The organism is Arthrobacter sp. zg-Y179, from assembly GCF_020907345.1.
Classification (GTDB): Bacteria; Actinomycetota; Actinomycetes; order Actinomycetales; family Micrococcaceae; genus Arthrobacter_B; species Arthrobacter_B jinronghuae.
Genome location: NZ_JAJJOB010000010.1, coordinates 24,220 through 38,032, shown reverse-complemented (window position 1 = coordinate 38,032; position 13,813 = coordinate 24,220). Strand labels below are relative to the sequence as shown.

Annotated in this window: 8 protein-coding genes; 5 read left to right on the top strand and 3 right to left on the bottom strand. The window is 65.8% G+C overall.

All coding sequences use genetic code 11. From position 1 onward, the window contains the following. Positions 1 to 125: 125 nt before the first annotated feature. From LOC56_RS11440 to LOC56_RS11430, 3 genes are read right to left on the bottom strand one after another with little or no spacing between them, the layout of a single operon-like run. Positions 126 to 1,856, bottom strand: coding sequence for a DUF885 domain-containing protein (locus LOC56_RS11440; protein WP_229952396.1), 1,731 nt, complete (start codon positions 1,854 to 1,856; stop codon positions 126 to 128). Between the two features lie 43 nt (positions 1,857 to 1,899). Next, positions 1,900 to 2,133: an acyl-CoA carboxylase subunit epsilon gene (locus tag LOC56_RS11435; protein WP_229952395.1), complete on the bottom strand. Its 234-nt coding sequence runs from the start codon at positions 2,131 to 2,133 to the stop codon at positions 1,900 to 1,902. Further along, positions 2,130 to 3,719 (bottom strand): acyl-CoA carboxylase subunit beta, encoded by a 1,590-nt coding sequence (locus LOC56_RS11430; RefSeq protein WP_229952772.1) that lies wholly within the window; start codon positions 3,717 to 3,719, stop codon positions 2,130 to 2,132. The genes LOC56_RS11435 and LOC56_RS11430 overlap by 4 nt, the downstream gene beginning before the upstream one ends. 265 nt (positions 3,720 to 3,984) lie before the next feature. Here LOC56_RS11430 and LOC56_RS11425 point away from each other — a divergent pair, with 265 nt between their 5' ends. The 5 genes from LOC56_RS11425 (at position 3,985) to LOC56_RS11405 (ending at position 13,789) form a co-directional block, all read left to right on the top strand. Then, positions 3,985 to 4,842 carry an SDR family oxidoreductase gene (locus tag LOC56_RS11425; protein ID WP_229952394.1) on the top strand — a complete coding sequence of 286 codons (858 nt, stop codon included), beginning with the start codon at positions 3,985 to 3,987 and terminating at the stop codon, positions 4,840 to 4,842. Positions 4,843 to 4,922: 80 nt separating this feature from the next. After that, complete coding sequence (locus tag LOC56_RS11420) at positions 4,923 to 5,789, top strand: biotin--[acetyl-CoA-carboxylase] ligase (protein WP_229952393.1); 867 nt, start codon at positions 4,923 to 4,925, stop codon at positions 5,787 to 5,789. Between the two features lie 34 nt (positions 5,790 to 5,823). Then, positions 5,824 to 6,393, top strand: a complete 570-nt coding sequence (locus LOC56_RS11415; RefSeq protein WP_229952392.1) for a PH domain-containing protein — start codon at positions 5,824 to 5,826, stop codon at positions 6,391 to 6,393. After that, a complete protein-coding gene (locus tag LOC56_RS11410) occupies positions 6,386 to 7,534 on the top strand; it encodes an adenylate/guanylate cyclase domain-containing protein (protein WP_229952391.1) in 1,149 nt (382 codons plus the stop codon). The genes LOC56_RS11415 and LOC56_RS11410 overlap by 8 nt, the downstream gene beginning before the upstream one ends. 159 nt (positions 7,535 to 7,693) lie before the next feature. Next, positions 7,694 to 13,789 (top strand): Ig-like domain-containing protein, encoded by a 6,096-nt coding sequence (locus tag LOC56_RS11405; RefSeq protein ID WP_229952390.1) that lies wholly within the window; start codon positions 7,694 to 7,696, stop codon positions 13,787 to 13,789. The last annotated feature ends 24 nt before the right edge of the window (positions 13,790 to 13,813 follow it).

The window sequence follows — 13,813 nt, the reverse complement described above, 5'->3', positions numbered from 1 at the left end:
GAAATGTGACGGAAGGAAAAAGTTGCTGCAGTCGCCTGGCGAATGCCGGATCCGCGCCGATACTGCCCGAAAACGGCAGTGGCCCGGGAGATCCCCCGGGCCACTGTGACTAAGGTCGCAGGCGCTTACTGCCCCAGCAGGGCACGCCGCAGCGTGTCCAGTCCCACGGAGCCGAGCTGCAGTGCCCGGGTGTGGAAAGCCTTCTCGTCGAACGCCTTGCCCTCGCGGCTGCGGACCTCGTCGCGGATCTGTTCCCAGAGCCGCTGCCCCAGCTTGTAGGAGGGGGCCTGACCGGGCCAGCCCAGGTACCGGGTGAACTCGAAGTTGAGCTGCCCTTCGCTGATGGTCATGTTTTCCTTCAGGAACGCGTAGCCCTTGTCTGCGGTCCAGGTGCCTTCACCCCACCGTGCGGGGACGTCCAGTTCCAAATGGACGCCGATGTCGAAAACCACGCGTGCGGCACGCATCCGCTGCGCATCCAGCATTCCCATCCGGTCGCCCGGGTCGCTGAGGTAGCCCAGCTGCTCCATGAGCCGTTCGGCGTACAGCGCCCAGCCTTCGCCGTGGCCGGAAACCCAGCAGACGTTGCGCCGCCAGTCGTTGAGCAGTCCGCGGGAAGCGGTCGCCGTCGCAATCTGCAGGTGGTGCCCCGGGACGCCCTCGTGGTAGACCGTGGTGGTTTCCTGCCAGGTGGTGAAGGTGTCCTCGCCGGCCGGCACGGACCACCACATGCGGCCCGGGCGGGAGAAATCGTCGCTGGGGCCGGTGTAGTAGATGCCGCCCTCCTGCGTGGGGGCAATCATGCACTCGATCCGGCGCATCGGTTCGCTGATCTCGAAGTGGGATCCGGACAGATCGGCGACGGCGCGGTCCGCCAGGTCCTGCATCCAGGCCTGCAGCTCGTCCGTTCCGTGCAGCTGGCGTGCAGGGTCCTCATCAAGGATGCGCATGGCCTCAGCCACGGTGGCGCCGGGTCGGATCTGCTCGGCCACGGCTTCCTGCTCGGCGATGATGCGGTCCAGTTCCTCCACGCCCCACTGGTAGGTCTCCTCCAAGTCCACGGCGGATCCGAGGAACTGGCGGGACATCAGTGCGTAACGCTCCCGGCCCACGGCATCCGCGGCGGGTGCAGCCGGAAGGAGTTCCTCCTCCAGGAAGGATGCAAGGTTGGCATAGGCCCGGCGGGCTGATTCGGCGCCTGCCCGCAGGTCCGCACGGAGCGCGTCGGGCAGCTCCCCGCCGCCGGCAAGGGCGGCATTGGCGGCGAGGGCGTCAAAGAAGCCGCCGTCCTCGGCGTACGCGGAAGCCTGCTCCACCACGATCTTTACCTGGCGGCGGGCGGCCACCCGGCCGTGTGCGATGCCGCTGCGCAGGCTGGTGATGTAGCCGGCGACGGCGTCATCCACGTTGTCCAGGCGCCCGGCAATGTGGTGCCACTGCTCCTCGGTGTCCGTGGGCATCAGGTCGAAGATGCTGCGGATGCCCTGCGCGGGGGAAGCAATGTTGTTCAGCTCGGCCAGGTCCCAGCCGGACTCGTGGATTTCCAGGTCCAGGCCGAGGCGCTCGTGCATGGCGTCAAGGGTCACGCTGTCGACGTCGTCTGCGGGCTGCAGTCCGTCCAGCCGGCCAAGTGCCTCGCGGGCGGCTTCGGCCATGGACTCCAGGCCTGCCGGCGAGTAGTCGCCGTATTCGGTTTCCCGGCCCGGGATGCCCAGGGACGTGGCGAAGGACGGGTCCAGCTGCAGGAGCGTGGCGGTGAAGGCATCGGCAACGGCGTCGATGGCGGTGGGCTGGCGTACCGGGGCACTGCTGGCAGTGGCGGACACGGAGGCGGTGAAAGGTGTCTGTTGGGTCACAAAGGTAGCCTAACCGTAGAGGGCACCCCGGTCTTGTTTGTGACTAGCGGAAACTCCGCCGCCAGGACCCGGGCCCGGGCTTCGGGTCCAGGCGCAGGTTCCGCCGCCGGGCCCACGCGCGGTGGACCGGGCGGGCGGGAGGCAGGGGTGGGGACTGCGCTCCCAACCCGGCGACGACGGCGGCTAGGGCCGCGAGTTCCTCGTCCGTCGGGGAGCCGGAAACCACCGAAAACAACGGCTCCGGAGCCGGTTCCGGGGTACTGCTGTCGATACTCACAGCGGCATGTTCCCGTGCTTCTTGGCGGGCAGGGACGCCCGCTTGTCCCGCAGCGCACGCAGGCCGCGGATCAGCTGCAGGCGGGTCTCCGAAGGGGCAATGACGGCGTCCACGTAGCCGAGCTCGGCCGCCTGGTAGGGGTTGAGCAGCTCGTCTTCATACTGCTCGATGTATTGGCGCCGGACATCCTCGACGTCGCCGCCGGCGTCGGCCGCTGCCTTGAGCGGTGCGCGGTAGAGGATGTTCACCGCGCCCTGTGCGCCCATCACGCCGATCTGCGCCGTGGGCCAGGCGAGGTTGATGTCGGCGCCGAGCTTCTTGGAGCCCATCACGATGTAGGCGCCGCCGTAGGCCTTGCGGGTGATGACCGTCAGCTTGGGAACCGTGGCTTCGGCGTAGGCGTAGAGGAGCTTGGCGCCGCGGCGGATGATGCCCTGGAACTCCTGGTCCTTGCCCGGCAGGAAGCCCGGCACGTCCACGAAGGTCAGGATCGGGATATTGAAGGCGTCGCAGTTGCGGACAAACCGGGCCGCTTTCTCGGAGGCGGCGATGTCCAGGGTGCCGGCAAACTGCATGGGCTGGTTGGCCACGATGCCTACGGTGTGGCCCTCCATCCGGCCGTAGCCGATGATCACGTTCGGGGCGTACAGCGCCTGCATTTCCAGGAAGTGCCCGTCGTCCAGGACGGTCTCGATGACGGTGCGGATGTCATAGGGCTGGTTCGCGGAGTCAGGGATCAGCTCATCCAGGGCCAGATCGGCGTCGGTGGTTTCCGGATCGGAATCGAACGCGGTCAGCGGCGCTTCGGCCAGGTTGTTCGACGGCAGGAAATCGAGCAGTTCGCGCACGAACTCCACGGCGTCCTCTTCATCGGAGGCGAGATAGGCGGAGGTTCCCGTGTTGGCATTGTGCTGCCGGGCGCCGCCGAGGGATTCCATGTCCACGTCTTCACCGGTGACCGTCTTGATGACGTCTGGTCCTGTGATGAACATGTGCGAAGTCTTGTCCACCATCACCACGTAGTCGGTGAGGGCGGGGGAGTAGGCGGCACCGCCGGCCGAGGGGCCCATGATCAGTGAGATCTGGGGAACGACGCCGGAGGCGTGGACATTGTTGCGGAAAATATCGGCGAACATGGCCAGCGAGGCGACGCCTTCCTGGATGCGGGCTCCGCCGCCGTCCAGGATGCCGATCACCGGGCAGCCGTTGCGCAGGGCGAATTCCTGCACCTTGACGATCTTTTCGCCGTTGACCTGGCTCAGGGAGCCGCCGTAGACACTGAAGTCCTGGCTGTAGACGGCCACGGGGCGTCCGTCGACGGTGGCGTAACCGGAAACCAGTCCGTCGCCGAGGGGCTTCTTCTTTTCCATGCCGAAAGCCGTGGAGCGGTGCACGGCGAGGGCATCGAACTCCACGAAGGATCCCGCGTCCACCAGAAGGTCGATCCGCTCGCGGGCGGTGTGCTTGCCGCGGGCGTGCTGCTTTTCCACTGCCGCCTCCCCCGAGGGCATCGCTGCCAAAGCCTGCCGACGCCGGAACTCGGCAATCTTGCCGGCCGTCGTATGCAGGGACAGGTCCTGGTCGATGCTCAAAGGGGCCTCCGGGTGCTTCAGTTCAGACGCTGCCAAACCATCCGGGGGATCCCGGGGCTGAGGCAGTGCAGGGCGTTAAGTAGGTTCCGCACAAAATGCGTGACGGTTTACCCAGTCTAGTGAGCCGCAGCAGGGGGACAGAGTGTAGAAAACCTACAATTTCGTCTCCCGCCGGTTGGTCCGGTTCCCGGAGGGGCATACTCGGGGACACGATGTTACCGGCTAGTAACATAGGAGTGAGGTGCATTACCCTGTGCCTATGAGCATCCCCAACAGCACCCCGGAAACGGCGTCCCGGTCCCTCGCCGGACGCACCATCCTGATGTCCGGCGGAAGCCGCGGCATCGGCCTCGCCATTGCCCTGCGCGCAGCAGCAGACGGCGCCAACATCGCCATGCTCGCCAAAACGGCGCAGCCGCACCCGAAGCTGGAAGGGACCGTCTACACGGCCGCCGAACAGCTGGAAGCGGCCGGCGGCAAGGCCCTGCCGATCATCGGCGACGTGCGCAGCGACGAAGACGTTGCCCGCGCCGTCGAATCCACCATCGAGCAGTTCGGCGGGATCGACATTGTCCTGAACAACGCCTCAGCCATCGACCTTTCCGGCACCGACGCCGTCTCGATGAAGAGCTATGACCTGATGGCCGACATCAACACCCGCGGCACGTTTATGCTTTCCAAGTTCTCCCTGGATGCCCTGCGCCGCTCCGGCAACGGCCATATCCTCACCCTTTCCCCGCCCCTGAACCTGGATCCCAAGTGGGCCGGCGGCTACCTGGCGTACACCATGGCCAAGTACGGCATGTCCCTCACCACGCTCGGCCTGGCCGAGGAACTGAAGAATGACGGCGTGTCCGTGAACTCGCTCTGGCCGGTGACCGGGATTAACACTGCGGCCATCCGCAACATGCCCGGAGGGGACAAGCTCGCCGCGGCCTCCCGCAGCGCGGACATCATGGCTGACGCCGCGCACGCGATCCTCACCCGTCCCAGCGGGCAGTCCACCGGCAACTTCTACACGGATGAGGAAGTGCTGCGGGAGGAAGGGATCACGGATTTCAGCCGCTATGCACCCGGCGTGCCCGCGGACAAGCTGATGCCGGACTTCTTCCTCTAACCCGCGCTGCCGGACCGTGCGCGAAGGGAATGTCAGGGCGCCCGCGTAAGATCGGAAGAATGCAACTGCACTACTCCAGCATGGAAAGACCGGCTCTGGACCCCGGCCGCCTGAGGGCGGCGCTGGTGGCGCCCAACGGTCCCTTCGCTGCGCTGGAAGTGGTGGCGGAGACCGGATCCACCAATACGGATCTGGCGGATGCCGCACGGCTGCGCCCCTGGGAGGTTGCGGACCTGACCGTCCTGACCGCTGAACTGCAGACCGCAGGCCGCGGCCGGATGGACCGCAGCTGGGTGGCTCCCGTGCGTTCCTCGCTGTTCGTCAGCGTGCTGCTGCGACCGGTGGGCCCGTCCGGCCGCCCGCTGCCTACAACCTCCTACGGTTGGCTGTCGCTGCTGGCCGCCCTGGCCATGGCCGAAAGCGTGGCCGCGCGCACCGGCGTCGAGGCCCGGTTGAAATGGCCGAACGATGTCATGGTGGACGGGCGGAAACTCGCCGGCGTGCTGGCCCAGCTGGTTCCGGCATCCGACGGCGGACCGCCGGCCGTGGTGGTCGGCGTCGGCCTGAACGTGAGCCTCACCGACGAGGACCTGCCCGTCCCCACCGCCACCAGCCTGTTGATGGAATATGCCTCCACTACGGACCGGAACATCCTCCTGCAGGATTACCTGTTGGCGTTCGCCGCCCGGTACCGGGCGTTCTGCTCGGTGGACGGCGACCCGGAAGCCGTGCCTGCCGGATCCCGGGAGGCACTGCGGGACGAGGTGGCGGCACGCCTGGGCACCCTGGGCCGGGGTGTGAGAGCGCAGCTGCCCGGCGGAAACGTCCTTACCGGCCGGGCCGTTGCCCTGGCGCCGACGGGAGCGCTGGTTATTGTCGACGACGACGGCGCCACGCATACCGTCAGCGCCGCCGACGTCGTACACCTGCGCCCCGAGCAGCCGTGAGGGCCGAATCCACCCGCCTGCCGGGAGGCGCCCCGTGCGCCTGAAGCTCTCTCCCGGCGAGCACATCATCGCCGCCGGCCGCCCGCACGCCCGTTCCCTGTGGAAACCGCTGGTGTTCGCTGGAATCACCGGGGCCCTGGCCGGTTACGCCCTGGGCTGGCTGGGCCGTGACTCGCTGCCCGGGCAGCTGGCCGAATTCAGCCCCTACCTGCAGCCGGCTGTCGTAGTACTGGCTGTGTTGCTGCTGGCCCGTTACGCCGTTCCGCCCGTGCTGCGCTGGCTGGCCGGGCTCATCATCCTCACCGACCGGAGGCTGATCCAGCGGCAGGGAGTGCTGATGCGCCGCGAGCACGAGATTGCACTTGCCGCCATCTACCAACTGGAAATCCGGCAGTCCGTGACGGACCGGATGCAGCGCAGCGGGACCCTCATCCTCGACCTTGGACACGGGCGGATTATGCAGTATCCGGCGGTGCCGGAGGTGCACCGTTTCCGCTCCATGGTGGTCTCCGCCATCGGTCAGCTGCCGCTGACCGCCATGTTCGATGGTGTAGATATGGAAGCAGATGGGGAATACGACTACGAAGGGAGGGACGATGACTGATACCGGCCACGGCGAGCTCGGTCCCGCAAGCCACCCCGAACCCATGACCCCGCCCGTGCAGCCCGTTCCGGTACCTCGTCCCGACTACTCCCTGGCCAGTACCGGCACCGAGATTGACCGCGAGGATGTACGCAGGCTTGAGGCGCAGCTGCTCGGCGGCCCGCGAACGCTTCGCCGCCGCGAAGCCGCCGCCGAAGCGGGCGTGTCCCTGCTTTCCGCCCGCAAGCTCTGGCGGGCCATGGGTTTCCCCAACCTCGACGACGATGCCGTCTTCTTCACCGAACAGGACCGCGAGGCCCTGACCACCGTGATCGAACTGGTGCGCGACGAGCAGCTCACCGAGGAAGCAGCTATCTCCATCATGCGGTCCATCGGCCAGATGACGGACCGGATGGTGGTCTGGCAGGTCGAAGCGCTGGTGGAGGAAATGGTGGTCCGCCGCGGAATCACCGACGCAGAGGCCCGCAAGCGGCTCGTCGAGGCACTTCCCGATCTCATCGAGCCGCTCGAAAAGACCCTCGTCTACGCCTGGAAACGCCAGCTCAACGCGGCCATCCAGCGTCTGGCCCTCCGTGCGGAGGCCGGCCTGGCGAGCCACGACGACGCCGCCTCCGACGACGCGCCGCTGCCGCTGGCGCGCGCGGTTGGATTCGCCGACCTCGTCTCCTACACCAGCCTTTCCCGGCAGATGAACGAGAAGACCCTGGCCCAGATGGTGCAGCGTTTCGAGCACAAGTGCGCGGAGATCATTTCGGTGGGCGGCGGTCGGCTGGTGAAGACCATCGGTGACGAGGTCCTCTTCAATGCGGAGACACCGGAGGCCGGGGCGGAGATTTCACTCGCGCTGGCTAAGGCGTTTACCGAGGACGATCTGCTGCCCTCTGCCCGGGTGTCCCTGGTCTGGGGCAGGGTGCTTTCCCGGCTGGGCGATATCTACGGGCCCACCGTCAACCTTGCTTCCCGGCTGACTTCCCTGGCCGAACCGGGCACTGTCCTCACCGATGCCTCCACTGCTGCGGCGCTGAAGGACAATCCCAAGTTCGTGCTCATCCCGCACCAGCCGCGCAACGTGCGCGGGTTCGGCGAAATCCATCCGGTGACCCTGGCCCGGGGGACCGGATCCGGCCTCGTGCTGGACTAGCGGCACCTCCCGCCCCCCTCACCCTCCGCGACTGCTGGTGATGGGGCTCACCCCCTCCTGAGATGTGTGCAACACTATGCGGTGGAACTGCTGTGCCCGCCGCTTTGTCCGCGGCATTGCCTCGGTTTCGGTGCAGGTTCATAACCAGGGGGAAACATCGTGGCAGTGCTCGGGGGAAAAGCACGTCTACTCACGCGTAGGCGGCGGAAGGCAGTCTCGGTAGGGTCGGCTGTCGCCGTCACCACGGCGCTGGTCACCGGTGCCTTGCTTTATCCCGGCTTCGCCAGTGCCGATGTGGACCTGAACGACGGCGGCGTCTGGGTCACCAACCGGACCCAGGGCATGGTCGGCCACCTGAACTACCCCTCCAAACTCCTGGACGGCGGCTACACCGCCAACAGCGACAATTTCGACGTCCTGCAGAACGCCGGCACCGTCTTCAACCTCAACACCGACCAGTCCAAGATCAGCCCCGTGGACGTGGCCAACGTGGTCCGCGGTGCGGAAGTCCAGCTTCCCGGTACGGCCGCTTTCTCCTTCGGCACCGAGACCGTGGCGGTCACCGACCCGGCACAGGGCAGGGTCTGGATTACTCCTGTCAGCGAGATGGGCTTCTTCAGCGACGGGGAAACCGAGCCCGTACTGGAAGGGAACCCCGGGGTGCTCGCCGCGGTTTCCGCCGGTGACCACGTGGTGGTTGCAGCACCGGAAGACGGCATGCTCTACACCTTCGAGAAGGATGAAGACGGCGGGTACGGCGAACCCGAGGGGCAGGAGGCCCCGGCGCTGAAGGACTTCAAGGACGCGCAGATCGCCGCCGTCGGAAATCAGGGCGTGGTCCTGAACACCGAGACCGAGACGCTGCTGCTTCCCAACGGTGAAACGGTCGGCATCCCGGACTCCAAGAACGCCAAACTCCAGCAGAGCGGGCCGGCGAGTGACTTCGTGGCCATTGCCACGGAGGAAGCACTTATCCTGCAGCCGCTCGACGGCGGAGATCCGGAAGTCACGGACATCGACGCCGGCGGCGGAGCTGCGGCACCGGTGAAGCTGGGGGACTGCGTATACGCCGCCTGGGCGGGAGCCGGAACCCACGTGCGGAACTGCGGCAACGACGCCGAAGATGCCCGCGAAGACATCCCCGATCTCACCGCGTCCTCCGAGCTGGTGTTCCGGGTCAACCGGGACGTGGTGGTGCTTAACGATGTCAACGGCGGTGACGTCTGGCTGGTGCTCGAAAACATGCAGCTGGTGGATAACTGGGGAGACATCATTCCGCCCCAGCAGGATTCGAGCGACGACGAGGAAGAGTCAGCCAGCGAAAACCCGGTGAACACCCTTCCGGACCGCACCACCGAAAACCGTCCGCCCTCGGCAGCTGATGACCAGCTTGGCGCCCGGGCCGGGCGCACCACCATCCTCCAGGTGCTGGACAATGACAGCGACCCGGACGGCGACCTCCTGACGGCTTCGATTGTCGGCGACATGCCGCGGGTGGGCTCCGTGGAATCGATCTACAACGGTGCCGCGCTGCAGATAGTGATCCCGGGCAATACTGCGGGAGGCACAGGTACCTTCACCTATCAGGTCAGCGATGGACGCGGCGGCACGGACATGGCTACGGTGACGGTGAATGTGGAGGGACCGGGCGAGAATACGCCTCCAGAGCAGCGGCGGAAGACGAAGATCCTGCTCGAACAGGGAAAATCGGTCAATCAGAACATCCTTACTGACTGGAAGGACGCTGACGGCGACGACCTGGTGCTGGTCAGTGCCGAGCCCACCGAAGACGGGGACCAGATCCGTCCCAGCTCCGACGGCCTGCTGGACTTCCGGGACGTCGGAAAAACACAGGGAATCAAGGAAGTTTCCGTCACAGTCTCCGACGGCACGGAGGAGGTCAAGGGGACGGTGACCTACGACGTCCGACCCGGAGGGGTCCTTCCTCCGGTTGCCAATTTTGACCACGTCACCACCACCGTTGATCAACCGGTGCAGATGTTTCCGCTGAAGAATGACCTGGACCCGGCCGGCGGGCTACTGGCCCTGGCCAAGGCCGAGGGCGAAAACGGCGTGGCGGTCACTCCCGATTACCAGACCGGGGCCATCGGGTTCAATCCCACGGAAGCCGGGACCTTTTACGTCGAATACCTGGTGACCAACGGTCCGCAGAGTGCCACCGGACTCATTCGCGTCGACGTCAATCCTTCGGGCCGCGGCGGAGTTCCCGTCGCCGTGCGCGACGTTGCCCTGCTGCCCCGCAACGGGAACGTCTTGGTGGATGTGCTGGCCAATGACACCGATCCCGCCGGTGGAATCCTGGTCGTGCAGTCCATCAGGGCTGCGAATGATTCGCCTGACGCACCGGTTAATGTCGCGGTTCTGGACCGAAACCTGCTGCAGATCCACGATGTACGAGGCCTCAACCAGCACATGGTCCTGGAGTACTCGGTTTCCAACGGCACAGCGTCGAAAACGGGGGAAGTCAACATCATCCCCGTTGAGCCGCCGGAGACTCTGCTGCCACCCACGGCCGGTGCCGACGAGGCAGTGGTCCGTGTAGGGGACGTCGTGACCATTCCCGTGCTGGACAACGACTCCTCTCCCACGGGCGGAGAGCTGGCGCTGAACCCGGTACTGCCGCAGGCGGCGGATCCCGCGGACGGACAGATGTTCGTCTCGGACAACAAGCTGCGGTTCGTTGCCGGGCCGAATGCGAAGACTGTCTACGCAATCTACGAAGTCACCGATGACACGGGACAGAAAAACTCCGCACAGGTGCGCATCAACATCCGGCCCCGTGATGACGAGAAAAACACCCCGCCGGTCCCCGAGAACGTCGAGGGACGAGTAGTTGCCGGAACCACGGTCCGCATTCCTATTCCGTTGGACGGACTGGACGCGGACGGGGATTCCGTGGTGCTCAACGGAATCGGCAGCGCTCCCACCAAGGGTGCCGCCCTGGCCGGTCCGAACTTCATTGATTACACCGCCCTGGCGCAGGCCGCCGGCACCGATTCGTTCACCTACACGGTCCGGGACCGGTTGGGGCTGGAGAACACCGGAACCGTCCAAGTGGGTATCGCTCCCGCCGCCCAGGCCAACCAAAAGCCCGTGGCGGTTGAGGACGCGGTAACCCTGCGGCCGGGACGTTCCCATGCCGTTCCCGTGCTGCGCAACGACTCCGATCCTGACGGTGACCCGATCACCCTGAACACGTCGATGGTCTCCGGCAGCGATCCGGCACTGGAAACCCGTTCCGACCTTTCACAGGTCCTCCTGAAGTCGCCGAAGACACCGGGTACGTACGGTGTCAGCTACGGCGTCCAGGACAACCGCGGGGCCTCGACCACGGGAAACGTCACGGTGATTGTCGATGAGAACGCTCCTCTGCTGCCCCCTATTTCCCGCGATGACCTGGTGGGTGCCGCTGAAACGCGGGACAAGAGCTTTGTGGAAGTTCCGGTACTGGAAAACGACGAGGACCCGGACGGACTTGCCAGCGATATGTCTGTGGAAATTTTCGGTGAGCATGCCAATGCCTCGGTCTCCGGCGGAACCGTGCGGGTGGACCTGACTGATGAAGCACAGATCATTCCGTACACCGCACGGGACGAAGACGGCGGCACCTCCAGCGCCATCATCTGGGTGCCGGGGCTAAGCACGCAGTACCCGATGCTGCGGGAGGCCGAGCCCTTGGAGGTCCAGGCCGGAAGCACCCTGGACCTGAACCTGAAGTCCATGGTGGTGGTGAGGGACGGCCGCACCCCCCGGGTAACCAACGCCGAGTCCGTCCGGGCCATCGGTACCAAAGACGGCGGGGCGCGAATCATGGGCACCTCGACTCTGCGCTATGCACCCCACCCGGACTATTCAGGCCTCGGCTCAGTGACATTCGAGGTTACGGACGGAGCAGGCCTCGAAGACCCGGACGGGCTGAAGGCCACGCTGACGGTGCTGGTCAACGTGATCCCCCTGCCCGAACAGAACTATCCGCCCACGATCAGTTCGGGTTCGCTGGAAACAGCCAAGGGAGAACCGGTCAAGACCCTTGACCTGGCCGGGCTTGCCTCGGACCCCAACCCGGAGGACGCGGACCGTCTCCGCTTCAAGCTGACTGCCGGCATTCCCACCGGTTTCGAAGGTGAACTCGATGGCAGCGAACTGAACATCACCGCGAGTGATGACGCGGCCGTCGGGACCACTGCAGAGCTCTGGGTCTCAGTCACGGACGGGCGCGGTGAACCCGTGGTAGGGCGCGTGGACCTCACGGTGACGGCTTCCACACGCTCCCTTCCGGTGGCTAACGAAGACGTTGTCCCCGATGCGGTCCAGGGCCGCTCAGTGACAGTGCCGGTACTGCAGAATGACTTCAATCCGTTTGAGGATAGGCCGCTTGAACTCGTGAACGTCACGGCCGACGGCAACGGCACCGCCGTCATTCGGGACTCCAACGTGGTGGTCACACCGGGCTCAGAGTTCGTGGGCAGCATGAACGTCCTGTACACCGTTCGGGACCGAACCGGAGAACTGAGCCGCCAGGCCGTGGGCCAGGTCAGGCTGGTCGTACAGGGCAAGCCTGCCGTTCCTGCGACGCCCATTGTCGAGTCCACCCGTAGCCGCACGGTGGTCCTGGCATGGAGCCCGCCAGCGGCCAACGGGTCACCGATTACCGGGTACACCGTTTCCGCACCCAACGGCTTCAGCCAGGCCTGCCCGGCCACGACTTGCACACTCACCGGGCTCACGAACAACGTGGAGTACGTCTTCCGGGTTACGGCGACCAACGCCCATGGAACGTCGGCGCCGTCGCCGACTTCCGCCGTCGCCCGCCCTGACACCCAGCCCGGGCGGCCTGCGCCTCCGATGCTGGTCCATGGTGACCGCGAACTCAAGGTCAACTGGAGCGCGCCTGCCAACGAGGGATCGCCGATTACCGGGTACGATCTGCAGATTTCTCCGGCCCCGCCGAACGGTGCGGTGCAGAAGTCCGCTCCGGCAGCCGGCGGGACCATCGTGTGGACCGGGCTGGAGAACGGCACAAGTTACCGCGTCCGGGTCCAGGCCCGGAACTCCGCACCGGACCCGTCCGAGTGGAGCGATTTCTCGGCTCCCGAACATCCCAACGGCCTGCCGGGAGCTCCCGGGAAGCCGACCACGTCCTCGGCCCCGAATCTGGGGAAGCAGTCCCAGTTGACGGTGGAATGGGCCGCTGCGCCGGGCAACGGCGCAGAAGTCCTGGCCTACCAGGTTCACGAATACCAGGGCGGCCAGCGGATCCGGACCATTCCTGCGGGCAAGTCATTGCAGATGACCTTCGACGTCCCCAATTCCGAACAGGACTATTCCTACGCGGTAGAGGCACAAAACCGGTCGGGATGGGGCGAAACCGGGCCACAGTCCGCGCCGCGGCGTGCCCGTGGCATACCTGACCCCCTGGCGCCTCCCGTGCTGGAGCCGGCAGAAACCGGCGGCGCCGGCCGGGCAGTCAAGGTCACCTTTAAGGAACTCGATGCCGCTGGACGCAACGGTGCCAAGCCGGAAGAGGTCACCTACACTGCGATCTTCTCCGACGGCAAGCGGCAACCTGTCCGCAGCGGGGACGTGATCAGAGGATTCACCAACGGGGCCGAAGTCTCTGCCCGGGTGATGGCTGTCGTCAATGTGGAGGGCTCCAGCTACGACGGCCAGCTTGGCGGGGTGGAGTCAGCGAAGGTAGTGCCCTACGGGGCGCCCGGGATACCCACGGTCACATTCACCAACGGCACCCCGTTGAAGATTCCAGGAAAAGTCACCTGGTCGCCTCCGGACCCTCGGAATTTCGACGTGGCATGGCTCGAGGCACGCAAGGAAGGCGATCCCCAGTGGATCCGCATGTACTCGGACCGTGCCGAGGTCGGCGAGAAAATGGGCGAAACCCACAAGTACCAGATCCGGGCAGTCAATTCGAAGGGGGAACCCGGCGAGCCGGCCACTGTAACCGTCCTGACGGGCCGTTACTTCGAAGGAACGGCAAATGTCGACACTTGCTGGAGGAAACCGGACGATCCGGTGGATGGGGATTGCCGCCGCGGAAAGGTCGACACCACTGCGGTGGTCACCGCCGAGTGCACCGGAATATGGAAGGGCGAAACGTGGCTGCGGGTTCCCGGACGCGCGAGCTATGCCGGCTCCTATGTCCTTGCCCGTGATGTGGCCCATACGGGCGGCAGTACCGTCGCCGAGATAGGCAACTGCCCGCCTACCAACGGCTGACCAGCATGAACCCATTTCGAAGCA

Excerpts from the sequence above, each read along its gene's own strand:
- LOC56_RS11425 (WP_229952394.1), top strand. The coding sequence starts at position 3,985 with ATGAGCATCCCCAACAGCACCCCGGAAACGGCGTCCCGGTCCCTCGCC.
- LOC56_RS11420 (WP_229952393.1), top strand. The coding sequence starts at position 4,923 with ATGGAAAGACCGGCTCTGGACCCCGGCCGCCTGAGGGCGGCGCTGGTG.
- LOC56_RS11410 (WP_229952391.1), top strand. The coding sequence starts at position 6,386 with ATGACTGATACCGGCCACGGCGAGCTCGGTCCCGCAAGCCACCCCGAA.